Source organism: Knoellia sp. Soil729 (assembly GCF_001427985.1).
GTDB lineage: Bacteria > Actinomycetota > Actinomycetes > Actinomycetales > Dermatophilaceae > Knoellia.
In genome coordinates, this window is record NZ_LMSA01000002.1 from 1008723 (window position 1) to 1034438 (window position 25716).

26 protein-coding genes are annotated in these 25716 nt (G+C 71.1%); 13 read left to right on the forward strand and 13 right to left on the reverse strand.

What is annotated here, in order from left to right; translation table 11 throughout:
* Window positions 1-18 precede the first annotated feature (18 nt).
* Together ASG74_RS09795 and ASG74_RS09800 are read left to right on the forward strand one after the other, a co-directional pair.
* The gene (locus ASG74_RS09795; RefSeq protein ID WP_056142113.1) at window positions 19-498 is read left to right on the forward strand and encodes an RNA polymerase sigma factor; all 480 of its coding nucleotides are present in this window, start codon (window positions 19-21) and stop codon (window positions 496-498) included.
* Window positions 495-1100, forward strand: a complete 606-nt coding sequence (locus ASG74_RS09800) for a methylated-DNA--[protein]-cysteine S-methyltransferase (RefSeq protein ID WP_056142116.1) — start codon at window positions 495-497, stop codon at window positions 1098-1100. Before ASG74_RS09795 ends, ASG74_RS09800 begins: the two co-directional genes overlap by 4 nt.
* On the opposite strand, the gene ASG74_RS09805 is transcribed toward ASG74_RS09800, so the two are convergent.
* Genes ASG74_RS09805 through ASG74_RS09820 form a run of 4 tightly spaced genes read right to left on the reverse strand, consistent with a single transcriptional unit; the run spans window position 1060 to window position 4851 of the window.
* Window positions 1060-1548 carry a TspO/MBR family protein gene (locus tag ASG74_RS09805; RefSeq protein ID WP_056142119.1) on the reverse strand — a complete coding sequence of 163 codons (489 nt, stop codon included), beginning with the start codon at window positions 1546-1548 and terminating at the stop codon, window positions 1060-1062. The two genes, ASG74_RS09800 and ASG74_RS09805, sit on opposite strands and share 41 nt — an antisense overlap.
* Window positions 1545-2801, reverse strand: coding sequence for an SAM-dependent methyltransferase (locus ASG74_RS09810; protein WP_056142121.1), 1257 nt, complete (start codon window positions 2799-2801; stop codon window positions 1545-1547). Before ASG74_RS09810 ends, ASG74_RS09805 begins: the two co-directional genes overlap by 4 nt.
* The gene (locus ASG74_RS09815) at window positions 2798-3562 is read right to left on the reverse strand and encodes a DUF1365 domain-containing protein (RefSeq protein WP_235498879.1); all 765 of its coding nucleotides are present in this window, start codon (window positions 3560-3562) and stop codon (window positions 2798-2800) included. Before ASG74_RS09815 ends, ASG74_RS09810 begins: the two co-directional genes overlap by 4 nt.
* Window positions 3559-4851, reverse strand: coding sequence for an NAD(P)/FAD-dependent oxidoreductase (locus ASG74_RS09820; protein WP_056142124.1), 1293 nt, complete (start codon window positions 4849-4851; stop codon window positions 3559-3561). The genes ASG74_RS09815 and ASG74_RS09820 overlap by 4 nt, the downstream gene beginning before the upstream one ends.
* Window positions 4852-4969: 118 nt before the next feature.
* On the opposite strand from ASG74_RS09820, the gene ASG74_RS09825 reads away from it, so the two are divergent.
* Entirely contained in the window at window positions 4970-5416 is a 447-nt protein-coding gene (locus tag ASG74_RS09825; protein WP_056142126.1) for an SRPBCC family protein, read from the forward strand.
* 12 nt (window positions 5417-5428) lie between these two features.
* Window positions 5429-6379 (forward strand): MerR family transcriptional regulator, encoded by a 951-nt coding sequence (locus ASG74_RS09830; RefSeq protein WP_056142129.1) that lies wholly within the window; start codon window positions 5429-5431, stop codon window positions 6377-6379.
* Here ASG74_RS09830 and ASG74_RS09835 read toward each other — a convergent pair.
* The gene (locus tag ASG74_RS09835) at window positions 6364-6687 is read right to left on the reverse strand and encodes a hypothetical protein (RefSeq protein WP_056142132.1); all 324 of its coding nucleotides are present in this window, start codon (window positions 6685-6687) and stop codon (window positions 6364-6366) included. The genes ASG74_RS09830 and ASG74_RS09835 overlap by 16 nt on opposite strands.
* Window positions 6688-6787: 100 nt before the next feature.
* The gene (locus ASG74_RS09840) at window positions 6788-7156 is read right to left on the reverse strand and encodes a tetratricopeptide repeat protein (protein WP_056142135.1); all 369 of its coding nucleotides are present in this window, start codon (window positions 7154-7156) and stop codon (window positions 6788-6790) included.
* A gap of 210 nt (window positions 7157-7366) precedes the next feature.
* On the opposite strand from ASG74_RS09840, the gene ASG74_RS09845 reads away from it, so the two are divergent.
* Together ASG74_RS09845 and ASG74_RS09850 are read left to right on the forward strand one after the other, a co-directional pair.
* Complete coding sequence (locus tag ASG74_RS09845) at window positions 7367-9079, forward strand: ABC-F family ATP-binding cassette domain-containing protein (RefSeq protein WP_056142137.1); 1713 nt, start codon at window positions 7367-7369, stop codon at window positions 9077-9079.
* A gap of 93 nt (window positions 9080-9172) precedes the next feature.
* Complete coding sequence (locus ASG74_RS09850; RefSeq protein ID WP_235498880.1) at window positions 9173-9562, forward strand: GNAT family N-acetyltransferase; 390 nt, start codon at window positions 9173-9175, stop codon at window positions 9560-9562.
* 91 nt (window positions 9563-9653) lie between these two features.
* On the opposite strand, the gene ASG74_RS09855 is transcribed toward ASG74_RS09850, so the two are convergent.
* Window positions 9654-9947: a GNAT family N-acetyltransferase gene (locus ASG74_RS09855; protein WP_056143484.1), complete on the reverse strand. Its 294-nt coding sequence runs from the start codon at window positions 9945-9947 to the stop codon at window positions 9654-9656.
* A gap of 40 nt (window positions 9948-9987) precedes the next feature.
* Here ASG74_RS09855 and ASG74_RS09860 point away from each other — a divergent pair, with 40 nt between their 5' ends.
* The 7 genes from ASG74_RS09860 to ASG74_RS09890 are packed head-to-tail and all read left to right on the forward strand — an operon-like array spanning window position 9988 to window position 16720.
* A complete protein-coding gene (locus ASG74_RS09860) occupies window positions 9988-10908 on the forward strand; it encodes a pirin family protein (RefSeq protein ID WP_056142139.1) in 921 nt (306 codons plus the stop codon).
* A gap of 52 nt (window positions 10909-10960) precedes the next feature.
* Complete coding sequence (locus ASG74_RS09865) at window positions 10961-11269, forward strand: metal-sensitive transcriptional regulator (RefSeq protein WP_056142143.1); 309 nt, start codon at window positions 10961-10963, stop codon at window positions 11267-11269.
* A gap of 37 nt (window positions 11270-11306) precedes the next feature.
* Window positions 11307-11510, forward strand: a complete 204-nt coding sequence (locus ASG74_RS09870; RefSeq protein WP_056142146.1) for a heavy-metal-associated domain-containing protein — start codon at window positions 11307-11309, stop codon at window positions 11508-11510.
* The gene (locus tag ASG74_RS09875; RefSeq protein ID WP_056142149.1) at window positions 11507-12451 is read left to right on the forward strand and encodes a hypothetical protein; all 945 of its coding nucleotides are present in this window, start codon (window positions 11507-11509) and stop codon (window positions 12449-12451) included. Before ASG74_RS09870 ends, ASG74_RS09875 begins: the two co-directional genes overlap by 4 nt.
* The gene (locus ASG74_RS09880; RefSeq protein WP_056142151.1) at window positions 12435-14681 is read left to right on the forward strand and encodes a heavy metal translocating P-type ATPase; all 2247 of its coding nucleotides are present in this window, start codon (window positions 12435-12437) and stop codon (window positions 14679-14681) included. The genes ASG74_RS09875 and ASG74_RS09880 overlap by 17 nt, the downstream gene beginning before the upstream one ends.
* A gap of 52 nt (window positions 14682-14733) precedes the next feature.
* The gene (locus tag ASG74_RS09885) at window positions 14734-15396 is read left to right on the forward strand and encodes a carboxymuconolactone decarboxylase family protein (RefSeq protein WP_156465343.1); all 663 of its coding nucleotides are present in this window, start codon (window positions 14734-14736) and stop codon (window positions 15394-15396) included.
* Window positions 15353-16720 (forward strand): cryptochrome/photolyase family protein, encoded by a 1368-nt coding sequence (locus ASG74_RS09890; protein ID WP_056142154.1) that lies wholly within the window; start codon window positions 15353-15355, stop codon window positions 16718-16720. Before ASG74_RS09885 ends, ASG74_RS09890 begins: the two co-directional genes overlap by 44 nt.
* A 25-nt stretch (window positions 16721-16745) precedes the next feature.
* On the opposite strand, the gene ASG74_RS09895 is transcribed toward ASG74_RS09890, so the two are convergent.
* From ASG74_RS09895 to ASG74_RS09920, 6 genes are all read right to left on the reverse strand, one after another.
* Window positions 16746-17852, reverse strand: coding sequence for a hypothetical protein (locus tag ASG74_RS09895; RefSeq protein ID WP_056142158.1), 1107 nt, complete (start codon window positions 17850-17852; stop codon window positions 16746-16748).
* Between the two features lie 42 nt (window positions 17853-17894).
* Window positions 17895-18347, reverse strand: coding sequence for an SRPBCC family protein (locus ASG74_RS09900; RefSeq protein ID WP_056142160.1), 453 nt, complete (start codon window positions 18345-18347; stop codon window positions 17895-17897).
* Between the two features lie 83 nt (window positions 18348-18430).
* Window positions 18431-20113: an amidase gene (locus ASG74_RS09905; protein WP_056143488.1), complete on the reverse strand. Its 1683-nt coding sequence runs from the start codon at window positions 20111-20113 to the stop codon at window positions 18431-18433.
* Between the two features lie 77 nt (window positions 20114-20190).
* Window positions 20191-22098, reverse strand: a complete 1908-nt coding sequence (locus tag ASG74_RS09910; RefSeq protein WP_235498882.1) for a penicillin-binding transpeptidase domain-containing protein — start codon at window positions 22096-22098, stop codon at window positions 20191-20193.
* A 48-nt stretch (window positions 22099-22146) separates the two neighbouring features.
* Window positions 22147-22581, reverse strand: coding sequence for a VOC family protein (locus ASG74_RS09915; RefSeq protein WP_056142166.1), 435 nt, complete (start codon window positions 22579-22581; stop codon window positions 22147-22149).
* 106 nt (window positions 22582-22687) lie between these two features.
* A complete protein-coding gene (locus ASG74_RS09920; RefSeq protein WP_056142169.1) occupies window positions 22688-25663 on the reverse strand; it encodes a helix-turn-helix transcriptional regulator in 2976 nt (991 codons plus the stop codon).
* Window positions 25664-25716: the final 53 nt, after the last annotated feature.

Consider the following 25716-nt stretch of genomic DNA (forward strand, 5'->3'; position numbering starts at 1 on the left):
GCATACCGTTGAACCATCGTGAGCCTGCCGCCCTTCCAGACCCTCGTCGACGCACACTGGCGTGACGTCGCCCGGCTCGCCCATGCCCTGGCAGGACCGAACCTCGGCGACGACGTCGCGCAGCAGGCGTGGGCCCAGGCGCTCGCGGCCTACCCGCGGGTGACGTCGGCGCGCAACCTGCGGGGCTGGCTGCTGACCATCACCCACCGGTGCGCCATGGATGCGCACAGAGCGGGCCGCCGGACGGTGGCACACGAGGACCCGGCCGCGCTGGCGTCGGCGCCCGCCGTGCCGGGACCGGTCGCGCCCGATGACGGCCTGTGGTCCCGCGTCGACGCCCTGCCGTCACGCCAACGCGAGGCGGTGGTGCTCAAGTACGTCGCCGACCTCGACCACCGCGCCGTCGCCTGTGCGCTGGACACGACTCCCGCGATGAGCCGCCGGCTGGTCTCGGACGCCCTCGCCGCCCTGCGTGTGGATCTGGAGGATCTGCGATGACCCTTTTCGACGACTTCGCGCCGGTCGTGCGACCCCCGGAGCTGCCACGGACCGACATCTCGTATGCCGTGGAGGACACCGCGGTCGGTCGCCTCCTGCTCTCGGTGCGTCCCGATGGCCGGCTGGTCACGTGCGCCTACGTCCGCTCGGGGGATGAGGAGGAAGCGTGGCTGCAGCGGATCTCGGACGTCGTCTCACCACGCGTGTTGCGCGCCCCGTCCCCGCTCGAGGGAGTGCGGCGCGAGCTCGACGACTACCTCGGGGGCCGGTCGACGAGGTTCACCGTGCGGCCGGACCTGGTCCTCGCGAGCGCGTTCCAGCGCTCGGTGCTCGAGGGCCTGGTCGCGTCGGTGGGCTACGGCTCGTCCACGACCTACGGCGCGCTGGCAGCGGCAATCGAGCGACCCAAGGCGTCGCGAGCGGTGGGCACGGCCCTCGGCGCCAACCCCGTGTGCGTCGTCATCCCGTGTCACCGGGTGCTGCCGGCGGGCAGCTCGGCGGACGGCCAGGTCCGCAATGTCGGAGGGTATGCCGGTGGCCCGGCTGCCAAGGAGTACCTCCTCAGGCTCGAGTCCGGTTCCTCCGGGAGATCGTCGCGCTGAGGACGGTGGCAAAACCGGTCCACACGGCATACGGGGCAAGGGCCCTGCCGGCTGCGGGACTGGAACGGGACACGCGGCGAGCGAGGTCCGCCGAGCTGGCGGTGAGCAGCGCGCTCTCGATGGCCGCCAGACCCGGACGGTGCGCCCGGAAGAAGAGCGCGCTCCAGCCGGCGTTGAGGGCGAGGTTGACCCCGAGCGCGGTCCACAGCCCCCGCCGCCCGCGGTCGTCACCCTCCTTCTCGAGCCGGTCGAGGGCGATGCCCGTCGTGGCGGCGATGTCGGCGTAGAGCAGCGTCCACACGATGGGGAACGCGGCCTTGGGTGGCTGCCACGAGGGCAGGTCGAGCGAGCGGTACCAGCTCGAGTCCGGCGAGGTGGCCACTGTCCCGGCGAGGGCGGTGGCCACCACGGCGGCGCCGGTCCGGGCGAGGGTGCGAGCCCGGCTCATGACCGGCGCTCCAGCCGCACCTGCGCCACGTCGAGGTAGCCGGTGGTGAAGCCGGCCTCGCAGTAGGCGAGGTAGAACTCCCACTTGCGCCGGAAGGTCTCGTCAAAACCGAGGGTCGAGACCCGGGGCCACTGCTCGATGAACTCCTGACGCCAGCGACGCAGGGTCTCCGCGTAGTCGGTGCCGAAGGCGTGGACCTGGGTCACCGCGAGATCGGTGTGGTCACGCACGGTCTCGTCGATCGCCTGCAGGCTCGGGATGAGGCCGCCGGGGAAGATGTGCTTCTGGATCCAGCCGAAGGAGCCACGGGTGGCGCGGTAGCGGTCGTGCGCCATGAGGATCGACTGGATGGCCACGCGGCCACCCGGTGCGAGGAGGCGGTCGAGCGAGGCGAAGTAGGTGGGCCAGAACTCCTCGCCCACCGCCTCGATCATCTCGACGGAGACGATGGCGTCGTAGTGTCCCGTCGCCTCCCGGTAGTCCTGCAGCCGGATGTCGACACGCTCGCCGAGTCCGGCTGCGTCGACCCGCTCCTGGGCGAGGTCGGCCTGCTCGCGCGAGAGCGTGAGCGTCGTGACGTGGGCGCCGCGGCGGGCGGCCTCGATGGCGAGCGTTCCCCAGCCGGTGCCGACTTCCAGCAGGCGCGTGCCGTGCCCGACCCCGGCGTCATCGAGGATCGCCGAGATCTTGCGCAGCTGGGCCTCCTCGAGCGGCTGCGCGTCCAGCGGCCGGCCGTGGTCGAAGAGCGCGGACGAGTAGGTGAGGGTCTCGTCGAGGAAGGCCGCGAAGAGGTCGTTGGACAGGTCGTAGTGCGCCTCGATGTTGCGGCGCGACCCGGTGGGCGTGTTGCGCTGCACCGTCGGCACGGCGCGGTCCACGAGCCGGCGCAGGGCCAGCAGCGGCGCGGGCACGGCCGTCGTCATCCGCTCGGCGAAGGGGACCATGACGTCGGCGAGGTCGCTGCCCGGACCCGGCTCCCAGTCCCCCGCCATGTAGGACTCGCCGATGCCGATCTTGGGGTGGCGCCCGAGTCGGGCGAAGAAGGCGTCCGGGCGCACCAACCGGATCGACGGTGCGGTGCCGCCCTCGGGCAGGGTCCGGTCGCCCAGGCGGCTGCCGTCGGGCAGGTCCACCGTGACCGGGACCCGGTCGAGCACCTGTCCGATGATGGCTCGGGCGAGGGCGGTCCGCAGTGGCGGCGGGGTGAGCAGGGCGAGCGGTGAGAGCTCGGCCCGGTGCGTGGCGGTCGTCATCGTGCGGACTCCTCGGGAAGGGCGGATCGGTGTGCTGGACGTGGCATGACGGGAAGGCGCCGCAGCCACAGGCCTACCCCGTGCCACCGGATCAACACGGGGACGCGGTAGGTCATGAGCGGGTGGCGCAGGGCGAGGGCCACGACGCTGCGGGCCGTCGCCGGTCGCGGGCTGCCGGTGGAGGCAGCCGTGAACACCGTCTCGCCGTCGCGGTCCAGGCGGATCGACACCGAGACGCGACGGTCGTCGAGACGCAGGCGGACGGCATACGAGCCGGAGAGGTCGTTGAACGGGGAGACGTAGAAGTCCTTGTCCACGTCGGCGTTACCGTCGGCGTCGGGGGCGAGGACGTAGGCGTGGCGCTCGCCGTAGGTGTTGTGCACCTCGAGCACCGCTGTGCCGAGCCGGTTGTCGGCGTCGAGGCAGTAGAAGACGGTGAGCGGGTTGAAGGTGTAGCCGAGCGAGCGGGGGGAGGTGAGCATGAGGATTCTCGTGCCCTCCGGGACGGGTCTGCCGCTGTCGGCGAGGAACCGGCGGACGTCCCCCGAGATGCCGGACCCGTGCTCGTCGACCGCCCCGGCCCCCGAGAGGTGGTCGCTCGAGTCGAAGCGAGCGAGCGCCCCGAGGGGCCACGGCAGGCGCGGCAGGTCGTCGACGTCGACGAGCCACTGGTAGTGCGTGTGGCGGAACCGGTCGGGAAGCGGCTGGCGCCTGGCGTGCGACACCTCGCCGACGACGAGGCTCGGCGCCGACGGCCTCACCACGAGGCACCGAGCCGGGCGGCGGCCTCGACCCCGGAACGGCACCCGTCCTCGTGAAAGCCCCAGCCGAGGTGGGCACCGGCGAACGCCAGTCTCGGGCCGCCGGCGGTCCGAAGGGTGTCGGCTGCCGCGACGGCGTCGGCCGTGAAGATCGGGTGGTCGTACTCCATGCGGGCGGTGACGAGGGCCGGGTCGACGCGTCCCTCAGGGTCGAGCGTGACGACGTGGTCGTCACCGTCCTGTATGCCGCTCAGCCGGTTCATCCAGTAGCTCACCATCACGCTCGGTGCCGGTGCGCTGCACGACGACATCCGGTAGTTCCACGAGGCGCGTGCTGCTGGGACCGTCGGCAGGACACTGGAGTCGCGGTGGAGCCAGACGGTGTTGCGGGAGTAGCGGATCGCGCCCAGGCTCTCCTTCTCGTCCGGGGCCGCATCGACGAGCAGCTCGAGGGCCTGGTCGGCGTGCGTCGCGACGACCGCCTTGTCGTAGGTCACGGTGGTCTGTCCCTGCGCCTGCACGTCCACGCCGTCGTCGTGTCGTGACACGGCGGTGACCCGGCTGGCCCGGCGGACGTCCTGGAGCTGGGCGGCGAGGGCGTCGACGTAGGTTGCCGACCCGCCGACGACGGTGCGCCACGTCGGTGAGCCACTCACGGTGAGCATCCCGTGGTGGTCCAGGAAGCGGAAGAGGTGTCGCGCGGGGTAGGTCTCGGCGTCGAGGTCGCCACACGACCAGACGCAGGCGACGAGAGGGATGGCGAAGTGGCGGACGAAGTACGTGCTGAAGCCCCCGTCCCGCAGGAACTCGCCCCACGTGGGTCCGGTGTCCCGCCCGTCGGCGCCGCTGGCGGTGTCGTCGGCCAGCACCTTGCGGGCCGCCCGGTGGAAGCGCGGCACCTCGGTGAGCATCCGCACGAACCGCGGGTCGGCCAACCGACGCGGCTGGGCGAGGATGCCGGCGGCACCGCGGCCGCCGGCATACGACAGCCGGCACTCCTCGCACGTGATGCTCATGCTCATCTCGGCGCTCTGCGTGCGGACCCCGAGCTCGCCGAAGAGTCGCGTGAGGTGTGGGTAGGTGCGGTCGTTGTGGACGATGAAGCCGCTGTCGATGCGCAGGTTCTCGCCACCCGCGCCCGTGACGTCGTGGGTGTGGGCGTGGCCGCCGAGGCGGGCGTCGGCCTCGTAGAGCGTCACGTCGTGGGTGCGGGCGAGGACGTGTGCCGCGGTCAGACCAGTGACTCCGGCCCCGATGACGGCGGCGGTCGGGCGGGTGTGCTCCGGCACGGCTGCTCCTTGGGTTGCGGGGATGGTCAGGGGTAGTTCGTCACCGATGGGTTCGCGGATCGGTCAGATGCAACGTAGAGTGCTTGTACAAGGTTTGTCAAAGGTTAGGAGCACGATCATGCGCATCATCCGGACCGTCACGGCGGACGTCCCGCTCTCGGCGGCGTTCGCCTTCCTCAGCGACTTCACGACGACCATGCAGTGGGATCCCGGGACGGTCCGCACGGAGCGGGTCCTGGGTGACGGCGGCGTCGGCACGACCTACCTCAACGTGTCGAGCTTCATGGGGCGGCAGTCCGAGCTGACCTACGAGGTGGTCACCGTGGAGCCCGGCCGCAGGTTCGCACTGCGCGGTGAGAACACAACGCTCGTGGCCCATGACGTCATGACCTTCGGCGGTGACGAGCACCGGACCGAGCTGACCTACGAGGCGACGTTCACCTTCAAGGGCCTGGCCCGGTTCGTCGCACCGCTCCTCACCCCGGCGTTCACAAAGCTGGGTGACGACGCGGAGCGTGGCCTGCAGACGGCACTCACGCGGCTCGGCACCTCGGGCTCGGCCTAGGCTGCGCAGACCATGTACACGATCAAACGGGTCGCCGAGCTGACCGGCATCGGCCTGTCGACCCTGCGGGCGTGGGAGCGGCGTTACGGCGTCGTCACCCCGCAACGGTCCGAGGGGCGCTACCGCCTCTACACCGATGCCGACATCCGCACCATTGCCATCATGGCCTCACTCGTGAGCGACGGCTGGAGTGCCAGCGAGGCGGCGGCGGAGACCCTGCAACGGGTCAGCGGCGGCGTGGAGCGGTTCGCCGCGGACGGCGCCCCCTCCGGCGACGGCCCGACGGAGGGTCTGGCCGAGCTCATCAAGGCGGCAGACAACCTCGACGGCCCGCAGGTCGCTGCGATCCTGCGCAACGGGCTCGACCCGGCGAAGGGGAGCTTCGAGACCTTGGCGAGCAGCTGGCTCCTGCCGGCCCTCGTCGGCGTCGGTGAGGCCTGGGCCGACGGGCGGCTGAGCATCGCCGGAGAGCACCTCGTGAGCTACTCGGTCCAACGCCGGCTGGCGGCGGCCTACGAAGCGGCCTCCGGTCACGCCACCGGCCCCTCCGTGGTCATCGGCCTGCCACCGGGCTCACGTCACGAGCTGGGCCTGCTCGCCTTCGCTGTCGCTGCACGCCGGGCGGGAATGGCCACCGCCTATGTCGGCGCCGACCTCCCGAGCGAGGAGTGGGAGTCCGCGGTGCGCAAGCGTGGGGCCCAGGCCGTGGTGATGGCGACCCCCCGCCTGACGGACGTCGTCGTCGCCCAGGCGGTGGTCGACCGCCTGCGGGCAGCACACCCCGAGCTCGTCATCGGCATGGGCGGGCGCTACCAGGACCACGTCGAGCACGTCACCGAGCTCGGGCACGACCTGGCCACCAGCGTCGCGCTGCTGGAGTCGGAGCTGGCGCGGGCCCGGCGAGCATCAGCTCGACGGGCCCGGCCAGGTGCTCAGGAGTCCAGCGATCAGCACCAGGGGTAGATGAACAGGCTCTGGTCGCCGGCGCGGTGGTCGGCGAGGACGACGCTCAGGGGCAGCGGGTCGGGCAGGCTCGCCACGTCGGTGCCGGCACGAGGCGTGACGCCGGCGCTGACGGCCAGGCTGATGGGAAGGCCGTCACGGGCGACGGTCGAGAACAGACCAAGGCCCTTGAGGACCGACATCCCCGCCTGCTGGCATGCAGTGTCCGGCTTGTGGGTCGGTGCGGCGGAGGCCGAGGGGGCCGACCCGAGCAGGGCGATGGCAGCGACCGTGGCGGCCGGGACGGCGGTGGCGAAGAGACGTCGCATGGTGAGCTCCTTGGTGGGACGGGCCCCGCTCGTCGGGGCCGCTGTGCACACACCACTGCACGTCGTGCAGCCTTGTCAAGGGTTTGTACAACGTTGGACGTCAGGCAGGCAGGTCCGGTCCGTCGATGTCGTAGCCGCCGAGCAGCTTGGCCATGGCCAGGTGCGGCTTGGCCTCCTCGTGACGGCTCTGCCGCTGCAGGGTCCGGCCGAGCATGAGCAGGGCGTAGTGGTCGTCGGGGTTGTCGACGAGCATGGCGCGCAGGATCTCCTCGGCGCGGGCGAGCTGGGCCGAGTGGTAGTAGGACCGGGCGAGATAGAGCCTCAGCTCGGTCGTGCCGTGCAGTGGCGGCTCGAGCACGCTGCGGTCGACGAGGTCGGCGAACAGTGGCGCCGCGACCGCGAACTCCCCCGCAGCGAAGCGCTCGCGGGCCGCCTCGTACTCGTCGGCGAACGATGCGTCATCACTCATGTTCTCTCCTTCGATGTGGACCGCTAGCGTCGTCTATGTCTGACCCTAGAGATGGCTAGCGGGAGAAGTTGTCGGGTCACGGCGCGTGCGTTGCCATGTCCGTCAACCTACCCGCGACCTCGACGTGCCGGCCTTCCCAAGCCGCCCCGCAGCCCTGCGCCGGTAAACGGAGGTGACGGGACGGCATACGGGCAGGGAGACTCAGCTCCCGTGGCACATCTCGAGGTCAACCAGGTCGGGTTCACGCTCCCCGACGGACGCCCCCTGCTGGACGGCGTCCAGTTCCGCGTGGGCGACGGTCAGCGCGTCGCGCTCATCGGTCCCAACGGCACGGGCAAGACGACCCTGACCCGGATCATCTCGGGCGACCTCACCGCCCACGAAGGCGCTGTCACGACGTCCGGGACACTCGCCGTGATGAACCAGTTCGTCGGCAAGGTCCGCGACGAGTCGACCGTGCGCGACCTGCTCATCTCCGTTGCGCCAGAACGCATCCGCACGGCCGCCCTGGCCGTCGACGCGGCCGAGCTGCGGATCATGGAGGTCGACGACGAGCCGGCACAGATGGCCTACGCGCAGGCGCTGGCCGACTGGGGAGACGCCGGTGGCTACGACTTCGAGACGCAGGTCTGGGACAAGGTCACGACACAGGCCTTGGGTATGCCGTTCGAGAAGGCTCAGTGGCGTGCCGTCACCTCCATGTCCGGAGGCGAGCAGAAGCGCGTGGTGCTGGAGGCCCTGCTGGACGGCCCGGCCGACCTCCTGCTCCTCGACGAGCCCGACAACTACCTCGACGTGCCGGCCAAGCGCTGGCTCGAGGACCGGCTCGTGACCTCGGGCAAGACCGTGCTCTTCATCAGCCACGACCGCGAGCTGCTGTCCCGCGTCGCCACGGCCGTCGTGACCCTGGAGCCGGGCGTCAACGGGGCGTCGTCGTGGACCCACCCGGGGTCGTTCGCGACGTGGCACGACGCGCGCGTGGAGCGCAACGACAAGCTGGAGGAGCTGCTGCGCCGCTGGGACGAGGAGCACGCCAAGCTCAAGGCGCTGGTCCTCATGTATCGCACCAAGGCGGCCTTCAACGACGGCCTCGCGTCGCGGTTGCACGCCGCCGAGACCCGACTGGCGAAGTTCGAGAAGGTTGGGCCGCCCGAGAAGGTCGCCATCGCGCAGAACGTCACGATGCGCCTCAAGGGTGGACGCACGGCCAAGCGGGCCGTCGTGTGCACGGGGGTCGAGCTCCTTGCGCCCGATCCGGACGCGGCCGGTGGGAACCTCATGAAGCCGTTCGACCTCGAGGTCTGGTTCGGCGAGCGCGTGGCCGTGCTCGGCTCCAACGGGTCGGGCAAGTCCCACTTCCTGCGGCTGCTGGCTGCCGGCGGGAGCGACCCGGACGTCCAGCACCAGCCCGTGAGCGACATCGACGTGCACGTGGTGCGGCACAACGGTGTTGCCCGCCTCGGGTCCAGGGTGCGGCCCGGCTGGTTCGCCCAGACCCACGACGCGCCGCACCTGCGAGGGCGCACCCTGCTCGAGATCCTGCACCGTGGTGACGAGCACCGGTCGGGGCGCGGACGCGAGGAGGCGTCGCGGGTGCTGGACCGCTACGAGCTCGCCCACCAGGGGGAGCAGACCTTCGAGTCGCTTTCGGGCGGGCAGCAGGCGCGCTTCCAGATCCTCCTGCTCGAGCTGTCGGGGGCGACGCTGTTGTTGCTCGATGAGCCCACCGACAACCTCGACCTGCACTCGGCAGAGGCACTGGAGCACGCGCTCACCGCGTTCGAGGGGACGGTGCTCGCCGTGACCCATGACCGGTGGTTCGCCCGCGGCTTCGACCGGTTCCTCGTGTTCGGCAGCGACGGTCGTGTCGTGGAGACGCCCGAGCCGGTGTGGGACGAGGCCCGGGTCGCCCGCGCCCGCTGAGGCCCGACTTCATTGCGGAACCTCTCACTTCGCTTGGTGGCGGCGGTCAGGCGAGGTGAGAGGAACCCACTTCAGGCGGGGAAGGTGAGGCGGGTGAGGGCACGCTTGAGCAGACTGCGGGCCTGGATCGTCGCGGAACGGGACGGCGCCGTCATCGGCTACGCCTACGCGGGCCCGTTCAAGGCGCGTGAGGCCTATCGCTACTCGTGCGAGGTGAGCGTCTACGTCGACGCCACCGCACGAGGCGGCGGGGTCGGCCGCACCCTGTATGCCGCGTTGCTCGACCGGCTCGAGGGGCTCGGCATGCGCATGGCGTGCGGGGGCGTCACCCTGCCCAATGACGCGAGCGTGGCCCTGCACGAAGCCCTGGGGTTCGAGCCGGTCGGGACCTATCGCCGGATCGGCTGGAAGCACGGACAGTGGCGCGACGTCACCTGGTTCCAGAAGGCGATCGGCGGCGACGGCCCACCCGTCGTCGGCTGAGGCAGGACTTCACCCCGGAACCTCTCACGTCGCCTGGTCGCGGCGGTCAGGCGAGGTGAGAGAAACCCACTTCAGGCGGGGAAGGTGGGACTCAGTGGGGGGCGACGAGGTCCTGGTAGGCAGGGTGGCGCTCGATCCACTTCGCGATGAACGGGCACAACGGGCGCACCTTGCGCTCACCTGCGTCGCGCACCTCGTCGAGGGCGGTCCTCGCGAGCGCCGAACCGACGCCTCGGCCCTCGAACGCGTCCTGCACCTCGGTGTGGGTGAAGGTGATGAGCCCCTGTCCCAAGGTGTACTCGGCGAAGCCGGCGAGCTCGTCACCGATCCGCGCCCCGTAGCGGTGCTCGTCCTCGTTGTTGGTCACGACCACGTCATCAGCCATGCTGGTCATCAGACCACACCTCGCGAAGCGGAGGAACACCATGCCCGATGTCCAGGTGCTGCGACCACGCGAGGTGCCGCTCGGTGGTCCTCGCTCGATGACGGTGCGTCGCACCCTCCCCCACCGTGACCGCTCCTTTATCGGGGCGTGGTGCTTCGTCGACCACTACGGTCCCGACGAGGTCGCCTCCACCGGAGGGATGGACGTGCCGCCGCACCCGCACACGGGTCTGCAGACGGTGAGCTGGCTCTTCGAGGGCGAGGTCGAGCATCGTGACAGCGCCGGGGTGCACGCCATGGTCCGCCCGGGCGAGGTCAACCTCATGACCAGCGGACACGGCATCGCCCACTCGGAGGTGTCGACGCCGGAGACCGACGAGCTGCACGGCGTCCAGCTCTGGGTGGTCCTGCCCGAGGCCGACCGGGAGCTCCAGCGTGAGTTCCAGCACCATGCGGCGCCGCTCGTGCCCCTGGCGGGAGGCGTCGACGGCCGCGTCTTCCTCGGCTCCATCGCCGGGCACACCTCACCGATCCGGACGCAGACGCCGCTTCTCGGGGTGGAGGTGACCCTCGACGAAGGTGCGACGTGGACGGTCGACGCCGACCCGGCATACGAGCACGGTCTGTTGGTCGACCAGGGGAAGGTGACGTTCGACGGAACGGTCCTCGAGCGCGGCGACCTCGGCATCGTCGATGCCGGTGCGAGCCAGCTCACCGTCACTGCGCTGGACCCGACGCGTGCGGTGCTGCTCGGGGGCACGCCCTATGAGGAGTCAATCGTCATGTGGTGGAACTTCATCGGGCGCGACCACGACGAGATCGTCGCCTTCCGTGAGCAGTGGCAGTCGCGCTCGGAGCGCTTCGGCGAGGTCGACGGGTATGCCGGCCGGCTCAGCTGGCTGCCCGCCCCCGAGCTCCCGGGTGGTCGACTGCGCAGCCGCACCCGCCACGGCCGTCACTGACGAGAGCGCCACCGACCTCGACATATACCTTGGGGGGGTATAGTATCGAGGCATGAACGAGCACGAGGGCCACCAGCACGCCTACATCGAGAGCGGCCACAAGGACGACTACCTCAAGCGCCTGCGCCGCATCGAGGGCCAGGCCCGCGGCCTCCAGCGGATGGTCGAGGAGGAGAAGTACTGCATCGACATCCTCACGCAGGTCTCCGCGATGACGAAGGCGCTGCAGTCGGTGGCACTCGGGCTGCTCGACGAGCACATGAGCCACTGCGTCGCCGACGCTGCCCGCAAGGGTGGCCCCGAGGCCGACGCCAAGCTCAAGGAGGCGAGCGAGGCCATCGCGCGCCTCGTCAAGTCCTGACCCACCACCCATCCACTCGCACCCCAAGGAGCACCCCATGAGCACCCAGACCTGGACCGTCACCGGCATGACCTGCGGCCACTGCGTCGCCTCCGTCACCGAGGAGGTCAGCGAGATCGCCGGCGTCGAGAACGTCGACGTCGACCTCGCCACCGGGGCCGTCACCGTCACGAGCACCACGCCGCTCGAGGACGACGCCGTGCGCGCCGCCGTCGAGGAAGCCGGCTACGCGCTGGCATGAGCTCCCTCAGCACGCCCGTCAGGGTGGTCGGCTTCATCGCGGCCCTCGCCGCGGTCTTCGGCCTCACCCTGGGGGTTGGGCGCCTGTTCGGACCGGTCGACACCGCGTCGGCCAGCGCCGGGCACAACACCCACTCGTCGACGAAGCCGGCCCCGGAGGGCGACGGCGCCGCCACCGAGCACGCCGCCCAGCTCCCCGGTGGGCTCCAGGTGTCGCAGGACGGCTACACGCTGCGCCTGCACCAGAACGAGCTCGCAGCCGGCACCGCCAGCCCGCTCCTCTTCGTGATCGAGGGCCCTGATGGCGCCCCGGTGACGGACTACGTCAAGCAGCACGACAAGGACCTGCACCTCATCGCCGTGCGCCGTGACTTCTCCGGCTTCCAGCACCTCCACCCCATCCGGTCGGTCGAGGGCACGTGGAGCACCACCGTCGCCCTGACGCCGGGGTCGTGGCGCCTGTTCGCCGACTTCGCGGCCCGCGGCGCGGAGCCGATGACGCTCGGTGCGGACGTCAACGTCGCGGGTGCGTTCACGCCGGCGGCCACGCCCACGGCGGACCTCAACACCGCCACGGTCGACGGCTACACCGTCTCTCTCGCGGGCGAGCTCACCCCCGGCAAGGACTCCGAGCTCACCCTCTCCGTGAGCCTGTCCGGCGAGCCGGTGACCGACCTGGACCCCTACCTCGGCGCCTACGGGCACCTCGTGGCGTTGCGCTCCGGCGACCTCGCCTACCTGCACGTCCACCCCGAGGGCACCCCCGGCGACGGCGTGACACAACCCGGCCCGGCGATCAGCTTCGGCGCCTCCGTGCCAAGTCAGGGCACCTACCACCTCTACCTCGACTTCCAGCACCACGGCGTCGTCCACACCGCAGCGTTCACGCTGACGGCTGGCTCCGGCTCCGCAACGGGAGGATCCGATGACCACCAGCATTGACCTCGACATCACCGGGATGACCTGCGCCTCGTGCGCCAACCGGATCGAGCGCAAGCTCAACAAGCTCGAGGGCGTCACGGCCACGGTGAACTACTCGACCGAGAAGGCGCGGGTCGACTTCCCCGAGACCGTCTCCCCCGAGCAGCTGCTCGAGACCGTCTCCCAGGCCGGGTATGCCGCGAGCCTGCCTCCCGCTCCCGACGCACCGGTCGAGGACGGTCCGGTCCTCGACCCCACCCGTGCCCTGCGCGACCGGCTGCTCATCTCCACGGTGCTCACGGTCCCCGTGATCGCGATGGCCATGGCGTCGGCGCTGCAGTTCACCTACTGGCAGTGGCTGTCGCTGGCCCTCGCCGCACCGGTCGTCGTGTGGGGGGCGTGGCCCTTCCACCGCGCTGCCTGGGTCAACCTGCGGCACGGCGCGACCACGATGGACACGCTCATCTCCGTGGGCACCCTCGCAGCCTTCGGGTGGTCGCTCCATGCACTCTTCTTCGGCACTGCCGGCACGCCGGGCATGACCCACCCGTTCGAGTTCACCATCGAGCGCACCGACGGCGCGGGCAACATCTACCTCGAGGCCGCCGCCGGCGTGACGACCTTCCTGCTCGCCGGGCGCTACGCGCAGGCCCGGGCCAAGCGCCAGTCGGGTGCGGCCCTGCGCGCCCTGCTCGAGATGGGCGCCAAGGACGTGGCCGTGCTGCGTCGCGGCACCGGCGGACAGCCGGACCTCGAGGAGCGCATTCCCGTCGACCAGCTCGCCGTGGGCGACGAGTTCGTCGTCCGCCCGGGCGAGAAGGTCGCCGCCGACGGCGTCGTCGTCGAGGGCTCCTCGGCCATCGACGCCTCGATGCTCACCGGCGAGTCGGTGCCCGTCGAGGTCTCCGTCGACAGCGCCGTCGTGGGCGCGACGGCGAACTCGGGCGGGCGGCTCCTGGTGCGTGCCACACGCGTCGGCAGCGACACCCAGCTCGCCCAGATGGCCCGGCTGGTGGAGGACGCCCAGAACGGCAAGGCCGAGGTCCAGCGCCTCGCCGACCGCATCTCCGGGATCTTCGTCCCCATCGTCATCGCGCTGTCCGTGGGCACACTGGGCTTCTGGCTCGGCACCGGATCGGGCTGGACACCGGCGCTCACCGCGGCGATCTCCGTCCTCATCATCGCCTGCCCCTGTGCCCTCGGACTGGCCACTCCGACCGCCCTCATGGTCGGCACCGGTCGCGGTGCCCAGCTCGGCATCCTCATCAAGGGGCCCGAGGTCCTCGAGTCCACGCGCCGAGTCGACACCGTCGTCCTCGACAAGACCGGCACCGTGACCGCCGGCCAGATGACCCTGCACGACGTCGTCGCCGCCCCCGGCGAGGACCGCGACGAGGTCCTGCGGGTGGCCGCCGCCCTCGAGCACGGCTCCGAGCACCCCATTGCCCGCGCCGTCGTCGACGGAGCCACGGGCGCGGGCCTGCCGCTCGCCGCCGTCGAAGGCTTCACCAATGTCGAGGGCCTGGGCGTCCAGGGTGTCGTCGACGGACGTGCCGTTGTCGTCGGTCGCCCACGGCTCCTGGCCAACTGGTCCCTCCCCCTCGGCCCCGACCTCGAGGCCGCACTCACCCGGGCTCGCAGCACCGGCGCGACGCCCGTGGTGGTCGGCTGGGACGGCAAGGCACGCGGCATACTCACCGTCTCCGACACCGTCAAGGCGACGTCGGCAGAGGCGATCTCACGCCTTCGCGACCTGGGACTCACTCCGTACCTGCTCACCGGCGACAACGCCGAGGCGGCGCGCACTGTGGCGGCAGCGGTCGGCATCGACCCGGACAACGTCATCGCCGACGTCATGCCCGCCGACAAGGTCGCGGTGGTCCAGCGGCTGCAGGGCGAGGGCAGGGTCGTGGCCATGATCGGTGACGGCGTCAACGACGCGGCCGCCCTGGCCACCGCGGACCTGGGCATGGCCATGGGCACGGGCACCGACGTCGCCATCGAGGCCAGCGACCTCACCCTCGTGCGCGGCGACCTGCGGGTGGCTCCGGACGCGATCCGGCTCGCACGTAGGACCTTGTCGACCATCAAGGGCAACCTCTTCTGGGCGTTCGGCTACAACGTCGCGGCCATCCCGCTGGCGGCGGCCGGCCTGCTCAACCCCATGCTCGCGGGCGCCGCGATGGCCCTCTCGTCGGTCTTCGTTGTGACGAACAGCCTGAGGCTGAGGAGCTTCCGGGCGACCACCTGAGCGCTCCCCACGACCCATTGTCGAGAGCGCTCGACGAGAGGAGCATGGGCAGATGTTCCTCAGCGAGACGGACCCGGCCACGGCCACCGGAGCCACGGCCGACTACTTCGCAGGGCAGCGGGCCGCCTGGGGCTTCCTGCCGAACTACGCGCACTGCTTCGGCCTCCGTCCCGAGGTCGGCATCGCCTGGGGCGGGCTCAACGCGGCCATCCGCGACGGCATGGACCGGCGCAGGTTCGAGATCGCGACCATCGCCGCCGCGCGGGAGCTGCGCTCCACCTACTGCACGTCCGCCCACTCGAAGTTCCTGCGCGACGTGTGCGGTGACGACGAGGCGGTCCGAGCCATCGCCGAGGACCCCACCGGTGGAGGCCTCGGCGAGGTGGACCGGGCGGTCTTCCGCTTCGCCACCAAGGTGGCCCGCGACGCGTCGAGCATCGACGCGGCTGACATCGAGGAGCTGAAGGACGTCGGCCTCGGTGAGGTCGACATCGCCGACGTCGTCTACGCGGTGGCCGCCCGCTCGTTCTTCACCAAGGTGCTCGACGGGCTCGGCGCCCAGCTGGACTCCGAGACCGCAGCCACCTTCGAGCCCGCCCTGGGCGACGCGATGGTCGTGGGCCGACTCCCCGCGGACCCGGTCCGCGGCGACACAGTGGCACGATCGGGACATGACGGCGATCCTCTGGCTACGGCGGGACCTGCGACGCGCTGACCACCCGGCGCTCCTCGCGGCTCGGGACGCCGCCGACGGTGACCTCGTCGTCGCGTTCGTGCTCGACCCTGCCCTGTGGGCCGGCGCTGGGCCGGTCCGGCGGGCCTGGCTCGCCGCGACCCTCGAGGCGACGAACGCGGAGTACGACGACGCCCTGACACTCCTGTGGGGCGACCCTCGCACGGAGATCCCAGCCCTCGCCGAGCGCGTCGGCGCGACCTCGGTCCACGTCACCCGTGAGACCACGCCCTTCGGACGCCGTCGTGACGCCGCCGTGGCTCACACCCTTGCCTCGTCCGGTGTCGACTGGGTCGAGACCGGAACCCCGTATGCCGTGGGGCCGGGTCTCGTGCGCAACGGGAGCGGCACGGCATACAAGGTCTTCACCCCGTTCGCGAAGGCGTGGCGGGCGCACGGCTGGCCCGACCCTGCCCCCCGCCCGTCGAGCCTCCCGCTGCGCGAGGCACGCGGCGACGCGGAGGCGACCGCGGCGGTGCGCGAGGCGCTTGCTGCGCCCGACCTGCCCGAGATGCCGGGAGCGGGTGAGCAGGCCGCGGCCGTGCGGTGGCAGGGCTTCCTCGACGATGCCCTCACGGCCTACACGGGCGACCGTGACCTTCCGGGCATCGACGGGACGTCGCGGATGTCGCCCTATCTCAAGCTCGGGGTCGTCCACCCGCGCACCCTGCTCGCCGACCTCACCAGCCGGCGCGGAGAGGGCAAGGAGACCTACGCGACCGAGCTCGCATGGCGCGAGTTCTATGCAGATGTGTTGTGGCACAACCCCTCCAGTGCGTGGCACGACCTGCGCGACGCCCTCAACGGGATGGCCTACGACGAGCCGGCGGACGCGATCGAGGCCTGGCAGACCGGGACGACGGGCTACCCGGTCGTCGACGCGGGGATGCGCCAGCTGCTCGGGCAGGGGTGGATGCACAACCGGGTGCGGATGATCACCGCGAGCTTCCTCACCAAGGACCTGCACGTGTGGTGGCCCGTCGGTGCCCGTCACTTCCTCGACCACCTCATCGACGGTGACGTCGCCTCCAACAACCACGGGTGGCAGTGGGTCGCGGGGACGGGCACCGACGCCTCGCCCTACTTCCGCGTCTTCAACCCCGTGACCCAGGGTGAGAAGTTCGACCCCGACGGCGACTACGTGCGGCAGTGGGTGCCCGAGCTCGCCCACCTCCCCGGCAAAGCGGTGCACCAGCCGTGGGAGCACCCTGACGGGTACGCGCACGGCTACCCCAAGCGGATCGTCGACCACGCCGAGGAGCGGCGCGAGGCCCTGCGCCGGCTGGACGGGGTCAAGGGTTCCTGAGCACTTGTGCTGCTGAGAGCCAGTGTCAACGTATGTCGATCCCGGCGCTCTGGAGGGCAGGCCTGAGCCAAGCAGCATCATCAAGCTGACGCTCAGCGCCGGACGTGTCCATGGCGGGGTCGTGGGTCCACCTGAACCGGCCGTGCAGCTTTCCGTCGTCCCGACGGGCGAAGTGCACGATCAGCAGGTTCTGGCTGCGCCCGTTCACCGGCCGTGGGCGGGCGCCCAGGACACGGATGAACCTGTCGGAGTTGGCCAGCTTCCACGGCGGTGCGTCCACCCAGAGCCTGTCGGCCAACACCTTCGATCGGCTCGCTCGCGCCGCTGCCCGCGTGTTGTCCGGCCCGACGAGCCACAGGCGGGAGAGGACCGACTGGGTACCGTTCTCGCCCTCTTTGGGCACACAGCCGGTGATGAACAGGGCGTCCTCCCACCAGGAGCGCCGTTTCAGGTGCAGGCCGACCTGCTCGGCAAAGGCCGTCAGCGCGTCGCGCTCGCGTTCAGACCACGGCGCCGTGGCGGGTGCTGAATGGACCTCGGGTGACCTTGAGAGCGGAGCGGCAACCGGTGGGGTGGCGCCCCAGCCGAAGAACCGGATACTTGCCCTGGTCACAGCCGGTGAGTTCTCGAGGGCGTTCACCTGGTGGAGGAGGCCAGTGTCGTCGATCGTCCACAACCGATCCTCCACATCATCGGGATGGTCCTGTTCAGGGTCGGGGTGGTCCTCACCGCAGAACCGTGCCAACGCCGCCAACGACGTCGGTACTCGATACGTGGTCAAGGGACCTGAGCGGTCCACCGCGCGTACCTCACCTTCTCCGAGGGACAGGATCAGGGCCAGTGGGTCACCAGTCGGCCACGGCTGGATCGCGGGCCGGTCATTCCAGAAAGCGTCGTTGTTTCGGTCCCGGTCGTACTCAGTCCCGTTGACACACATGACTTCCACGGTCGGGCTGTCCTTGTTCAGGCCGCTCACGTGCACGTTGGTTCCCTCGTCGGTGATGGTGAACCGAACGTTGACCTCCCACACATCCTCGAACGACGCTTGACCGGTCGCCGCCGCTCGGGCCGCACGCGCCATGAGATCGACCACGTCGGAGGTCGCGACAACCTCGCCCACGTCCGACTTCACCGTGCCACCCCCACCGGAAACTGCGAGATCGCCCAGTTCACCTCAGCTGAGCGACTCCGCGAGGGTCGCGAGGCGGTCGAGCGACGCACGGAGCTGAGGTTCCTGCGTGGCTCGGGCACGCGGCATACGCGCTTCGTCGGTGAGGTCGGTCCAGTCATAGGTGTGCGTCACCCGCGAACTGCCGTCCTCGAGCGGCTCGACGTCCCACCGCCACTCGTGGCCCGCCGGCGCCTTGCCCTCGCTGCCGGGGCGCCAGGCGATACGCCGTCCTTCCTCGAAGTCGACGACGAGGTTGTCGCGGTGGTTGCCCTTCGTGGTGCGCATCGCGAAGACCTCACCCACGCCGTGGATGCGGTCGCCCCTGATCACCTCGACCAGGTTGTCGTTGCCATCCCACTCGGGCTGGCGACGCGGGTTCGCGATCAGCTCGAAGATGGTCTCGGCGGGAGCAGCGATGTCGCGAGTCGAGCTGACGACACGGGTCTCGTTGTCCATGACCCCATCGAATCACGCGCGAGGCCGCTGGTCGCGTCACTCACGTCAGCCATTCGTGGGCGCTGGCATCTCCAGAGGGCAGGTCAGCGTGGCTCAGGGATGAGCGCCGGGGTTGTCGGCGGCGGGCGACGCAGGGAGCCCGAGCCGCCCGCTTCGAACGCAGAGGCAAAGCGCAGCAGCTCAAGGTCTGCGTAGGCGGCGGCCGCGAAGGTGAGGCCGACCGGCATGCCGATGTCGGACATGATCCCCATCGGCACCGTGACGGTGGGGATGCCGAGGTGGCGCAGGGCAACGTTGCCGTGGGAGAAGTGGACGCCGTTGGACCACGCGCGGTCCGCCGCGTCGCGGTCGACGTCGGCGTTGGCGGCACCCACGTCGGCGTTCGCGGGGAACACGATGCCGTCCAGGTCGCGCTCGACGAGCCAGTCCTCGAAGAGGGTCCTGCGCAAGGACTGCAGTGCGGTGAGCCCGGCTGCAAAGTCCTCCCGTCCACGGGGGTCAGGGATGCCTGCGCGAGCGAAGGCCACGGCGTCGGTGAAGCGGTCGGCCTCGTCGTCGAACCGGTCCGGCAGCGTGCCTGGAGGGCGGGGTGCGATGAGCGCCGGGTCGGCCGACGCGAGGGTCCTGCAGCCGGGGTCGCCGTTGACGCGCAGGAAGTCATCCCAGCCGAAGGGCAGGAAGTGCTCCTGCTCGGCCGAGCGCCACGTGTCCGGGAGCTGGTCGAGCACGTGCGGCACCCCGGTGTGCCTGGGCCGTTCGTACTGCTCGATGAGCGGGAAGTCGGTGACGAGGACCTCGGCGCCGAGGGACTCGAGGCGCTGACGGGCCGCCTCCCAGAGGTCGATCACGGACGAACGGGTGGCGATCGGCGTGCGTGCATCCTGGTTCACGAACATCGCGGGTACACCGAGCCGCTTGCCCTCCAGGGCTCGCGGGTCGAGCAGCTCGGGGTAGGAGCGTGGCCGGTGCTCGCTGGGCCGCGGAAGGTCCACCACGTGCTGGTGGCGCCAGAAGTCACCTCGGGTCTGCGGGTCGTCCTGCACGAGCACGTCGAGGACTCGGAGCATGTCCGCCATCGAGCGGGTGTGGGGCACCACGACGTCCCGGGCAGGGTGCAACGGCCAGTTGCCACGGATGGAGATGAGGCCCCACGAGGGGGTGTAGGCACACAGGCCGTTGTTGGATGCCGGGCTGCGACCCGACGACACGGTCTCCTCCGCCATGCCGAACATGGCGAGGTTCGCCGCGGTGGCGACGCCGGAGCCGCTGGATGATCCGGACGCGTAGGCGGCAGGCAGGAAGTCCCTGTTGTACGGGCTCTCGGGCCGTCCGTACAGGCCGCGCTGCATCCCGCCGTCCGCCATCGGCGGCATGGTGGTCTTCCCGATGAGCACGGCGCCGGCCTCACGCAGCTTCTCGACGCAGAACGCATCCTGTCGGGCGAGCAGGTGCTCGAACGCGGGTGAGCCAGCCGCGACCGTCAGCCCCTCGACGCAGTAGGAGTCCTTCACCGTGTAGGGCACTCCTTCGAGGGCCCGCGGGACGCCGGCCCGCCAGCGCCGGTCGGACTCAGCTGCCTGGACCATGACGTCCGGGTTGAGCACCGGGAGAGAGTTCAGCCCGCCGACGCCACGGTCGAAGGCCTCGACGCGGTCCAGGTAGCACTGAGCGAGCTCGACACTCGTGATGACGCCGCTGCGCAGGGCAGCCAGGACCTCTTGGACGCTGGCGTCGACCAGCTGGAACGCATGCCCGGAGTCGGCCATCCCCATCCCGTCGTCGTCACTCAGTCCTGACGAGCCCCAGCATCGCAGGTCACCTGGCCGCCGATGCTCGCCGTGGGTCAGGCCACGGCGCGCAGGAACGCTTCGAGCAGCGGGCCCGCAGTGGCCGCTCCGCCCGTGCCCTCGTCCACGAAGACCGCGACGGCGAGGTCGCCCTGGATGGCGATCATCCAGGCATGCTCCTTTAGAGCATCGGCGTCGCCGAACTCGGCGGTGCCCGTCTTGGCCACGACCGGTGCACCGGGCACGTCAAGGAGGAACGTCGCACTGCCCTGCTCGACGACACCACGCATGAGGGTCCGGATCTGCGCAGCCTCAGCAGCGGTGACGGGCTTCTCGGGAGCCTGGGGTCCGGGTGTCTTGGTGTCGACGACGAGGGTCGGCGCCACGGGCTTACCCGCAGCGATCGACGCGGCGACGGTGGCCATGCCCAGCGGTGAGGCAAGGACCTTGGCCTGGCCGATCATCGACGCAGCCTCCTCGGTGCCCGGCTTCGGCTCGGGGACCGACCCGAGGAAGGCAGGCACGCCCAGAGCGGCCTGGGCGGTGAGCCCCAGAGCCGCTGCGGCAGCCGGCAACGCGGCCGGGGCGAGCTCCTCGCCTGCCCGGATGAAGGCGGTGTTGCACGACTGCGCGAAGGCCGAGCTGAACGGCACCGACCCCAGCGCCGAGGCCGGGAAGCCGTCGACGTTCTTGAACGAGCGCCCGTCGACGGTCACGGTGGGCGAGCACTCGACCGTGGAGGTCGGCGTCAGACCGGATCGCAGCAGGGCGAGGCCCGACACGGTCTTGAAGGTCGAACCCGGCGCATAGCGGCTCTGCGTCGCGGTTGAGGTGCCCTTGCCGCCCGGGCCGCTGGCCGCGGCGAGGATGTGCCCCGTCGACGGCTGGACGGCGACGATGGCCGAGGCCGGGTCCACGTCGGCCAGGACGGTTTCGGCCTTCTCCTGCGTCGCGATGTCGAGAGTGAGGGTGACGGGGGTGCCCGGCATGGCCTCGGTGGTGAAGAGGGTGCGCTCCTGGGCTCCGCCCTTCGCGACCACGGCATACCCGGGCTCGCCCGCGAGCTGGTCGTTGAACGCGGACTGCACGCCCCCGATGCCGACCGTGTCACCGGCGAGCACCTTGCCGTCGGACTTCTCCACGATCTCGGCCGTCGCGTCACCGACGACGCCGAGTATCGGGCGGGCGAAGCTCGGCGTGGGAGCGAGCATGCGCTTCTCCGGCACGAGGAAGACCCCTGGCTCGTCGACGGCGAACGCGGCATCGGCCTGGTCGCTGTCCACCCGGACCGTGATCGCCTCGACGAAGGCGCGCGGACCAGCCTTCTGCACCGCGCTGACGAAGGTGTCGATGTCGATGTCCATCGCCGTGGCCAGCGCGCGGGCGGATGACACGGCGACCGCTCCGCTCGCCTTGGTCTTGTCGATCCCCACCCGATAGACGTCGCGCGGCTCGACGATCGCCTTGCCGCCGGCGCCGAGGATCGGAGCCCGGTCCGGCTGCTGGCGCTTGATGCTCATGACCTCGTCGACGACCAGGTCGGGAGCGACGACCGCTGGGTCCCACTCACCCCGCCACCGGTCATCGCCCCGACGGACCTCGAGGGACGTCTCGTAGGTCCACGGAGTCGGCGACCCCGGCAGGGACCACGAGTGCCTCAGCGTCGCCACGGCGAGGCCGTCCTTGGGCTCCGTCATGGACGCGACGGTGACGTCGTGCCTGGCCTTGCCCATCCCCTTGACAACGGGCGCCAGGTCGGGGGTCGTGCCGGAGTCGTCGTCCACGATGGAGCCGGGCGCGTACTGGCCCTTCGTGAGCCCCGTGGCCACGAGCTGGGCGGCGCTGTGTGCGGCCGTGGCCTGACGGTCGGGCCACCACGTCAACCCGGCCCAGACACCGACCGCCAGAAGTGCCGCCACGACCACGGCGATCCCGGCCTTGAGTCCCCGCCTCCGCGAACGCACCTGCACACACCCCTCATCGAAAGACCTCGAGCACCAGCGCCCACTCTGTCATCCTCGTCGCCGAGCCACCTGGCCGACGAAGAGGCAGAAGGGGTGGCCGGCGGGGTCGGCGAGCACATAGAGCGGTTCCTCTGGGTCGTCGGTGCGGTCGAGCCGGAGCTCGGCACCGAGCCGCAGGGCCGTGTCCTTGTGCCGTTCGAGGGCATCGAGGTCCTCGACCACGTAGTCGATGTGGGCCTGCTGAGGAACCTCGTCCTGCGGCCACGTCGTGCGCGCCAGCCGCGGGACCTGCTGGAACGCGAGCTGCCGCGTGCCGTCCGGCCGGGTGAGGACCAGCCAGTCGACCGTGTCCGGGCTGCCGTCCGTCGAGGGCTCGTCACCGGGCCGGTAGACCAGCCCCAGGAGCCGCCGGTAGAACTCGGCCAGCTCGCGGGGTCGCTCGCAGTCCAGAACCGTCTGCACGTATGCCGGGTGCTCGCCCATCGCTGTCCCCTCGCCGTCTCGTCCGGTCTCGGTGAATGACCGCGGGCCTCAACCTAGCCCGGCAAAGATCAGTGAGCCCACGGACGACGCACGGACGGCGCCGGTGTCACCGTGGGGCGTGCTCATCCAGATCACGCTCGACCACTCCAGCCCTCCGGCCGGCACCGTAGCCGTCCTGGGAGGCGTCGGTGCCACGCCGTTCCAGGGGTGGCTGGACCTCATGGGTGCGCTCGTCGAGTTCGTGGGCGCGCCGAGCGACAAAGAGGACGAGCTCGGTGCGGGAGCGCAGCCCCAGCTTGGCGAGGATGTGTGACACATGGCTCTCGATGGTCCGCCGGGAGACGAACAGGATCTCGGCCACCTCGGGGTTCGACAGTCCCGTCGCCACCTGCCGGGCAACCGTCTCCTCGGTCCGGGTGAGGGCCCCCCACCCGGTGGCCGGCCGGGCGCTGACCCGGTGGCCCTTGACCTGCACGCCCGCGGAGGCGAGGCGGGACCGGGCCCGGGCCACGTCGTGGTTCGCACCGACCTCGCCGTAGGACCGGAGCGCGTCCTCGGCCATGGCGATGGCCTCCTCGATGAGTCCGTCGCGCGCGAGGGCGGCCGCGGCGAGCTCCGCGGCGCGGGCGTGCGCCATCCGACGAGGGGTCGCGGCGAAGAGGTCAGCCCCCTTGCGTACCCGCCGGCTGTCGTGCGCGACGAGCCCGCTGACGACCTGGGCCGTGGCCGCGAGGTGCACGACGTCCGGGTTCCCCTCGGCGACCCCCGAGACGACCCGTTCGACCTGCGAGGCCCGCTCGTCCTCGCCGAGCTCCAGCGCGAGCGCGGTGAGCTGGACCGACATCTGGACACAGTCCATGAGGACCTCGCGCGCGATGCAGCGCTCCCAGCCGCGCCAGAGGACCGCGAAGGCACCGTGACGGTCGCCGATGGCCTGGGCGTGGCCGCTCGCGGGCCCGTGCACCCACGCGACTCCTCGCACGATGCCGGTGACGGCGTCGACGTCACCCAGCCGCCGCACCCACGGTTCGGCGGCGTCCGGACCGTCGCGGTGGAGCGCGACCCATGCCCGGGTCCCGAGCGTCGTGGCCTCCATCTGCAGGTCGAGCCGGCCGCGCAGGGACTCCCGGGCCTCGAGGTCGGCCTCGACGTCGCTGAGGTGACCGGTCAGCGCCCTCGAGCGGGAGCCGAGGTAGAAGGCCGAGAAGACTCCGGGCAGGTAGCCCAGTCGCTCCGCGAGACGGCGGCCGCGCTCGAACAGCGCCAGGCTCTCGTCCACCCGGTCGAGGTCGGCGAGGAGGGTGGCGGCGATCTGGTGCGGGAAGGCCTCGATCGCCGCGACCGTCTGCTCGGAGTCCGCCAGCTCGACCGCCCCGAGCAGCAGCGCCAGCGCCTCGTCGAGATCCCCGCGTGCGCCCGCGACGTGACCGCGCAGGACCAGGGCGAAGATGCGGGCCGAGGTGTTGCCCGACGCCTCGGCGGCGGCCTGCGCCTCGTGCGCCCGCGACAGCGCCTCGCGCGGCTCGCCGAGAAGGAGCCGGGGCCAGCCCGCGAAGGCCAGGTGGTCGGCCCGCTCGAACGGCGTGAGCCGGGTGCCGCCGGCTGCTCGGTCGGCCTCGGCCTGGGCCCCGAGGTAGTCGCCGCCGAAGAGGAGCGCGTGCGACAGGGTGGCCCGCAGCCCGCTCTCGAGCTCGGCCGGCGTGCCCCCACCCAGGACGGTTCGGGCGAGCTCGGCCGCCTCGGCGGTGCGACCGCCGACCATGATGGTGCGCGCGATCCCGGCCACGGCCCGGATGTGGGCGTCCTGGGTGGGCGCGGACGCCTCCACGACCCGGCGCCACAGCTCGACGGCGGTATCGGGGGAGGTCGTGCGCACCCGCTCGGCCAACCGCAGCGTCCAGGGCACGAGTTCGGCAGACCCCGGTGCCCGCAGCAGGTGCTCGGCCACGGACAGCGGTGGCGCACCGACCGCCTCGAGCCGGGTGGCCATCTCGTGGTGCAGCTCTCCACGGATGGTGGCCGGCACGTCGGCGACGAGCACCTCCTGGATGAGCGCGTGCCGGAAGGTCAGGGTGGACTCCCCGTCCTCCCCGAGGACCCCTGCCGCCATGACCTCGCTCAGCGCCGGCCGCAGCTCGGTCACGGGCTGTCCGGCGATGAGGCGGAGGTCCGAGATCGGGAACCGCGCCCCCAGCACGGAGGCGAGGACGAGCAGGTCACGTGCCGCCGGCGACAGGGAGCCGAGGTGGTTCATGATCATCAGGGCGAGCGACGGTGTTCTCGTGGGTGCGGACGCCAGGCTCGCCGTCCCGTCCGCGGCCACGCGGAGCGAGCCGTCACGCTGCATCACTCCGAGCAGCTCGATGAGGAAGAGCGGGTTGCCGCCTGCCACCTCCATCTGTCGCAGCAGCGAACCATCCGCGCGGGCGCGGGTCAGGGCCTCCGTGAGGGCGGTGCAGCTCTCGGGTGTGAGGGGACCCAGCTCGATGAGGGTGAGGACGTGGCGCGCCTCCGCCTCCGAGAGGAGGTGGGTGAGCTCGGGGCGGACGGGCAGTGGCCGGGCCGAGACCACGACGACGAGTGGCTGCTGGCGCATCGTGGCGCACAGGCGCGTGAGCACGGCGAGCGAACCGGGGTCGGCCCACTGGAGGTCCTCGAGCACGAGGGTGACGGGTCCGCGGGCGGCCAGGATCTCGATGAGGTCGAGGACCTGCTCACCGGCGGTGACGTCGGCCCGCGCGAAGTCGACCGCGGCCACCTCGCGCAACCGGTCGGTGATGCCGGCGACCCGCTCGCGGACATCGGCATCACCCGAGGCAAGCGCATCGAGAACCAGCCCATAGGGGCGGCGACGGTCCATGGCTCCTGCCGTGGCGCGCAGCACCGCTCCGGTCGCTGGGTCCATCCGAGCCAGCGCCGATGCCAGCAGCGTGGTCTTGCCGATCCCTGGTTCGCCGCGCACCACGACGAGCGACCCGTGCGAGTGAGCGTCGACCGCCAGGGCGCGAGTGAGGACCTCGACCTCGGGCTCGCGACCGACGAAAGGCCGCTCGGGAGCGGCATCCTGCACCGCAAGAGCCATCGCTACCCTTCACCCGGTCCGGCGAGCCCCGGCGCCGGCCCCAGCTGCAGGAA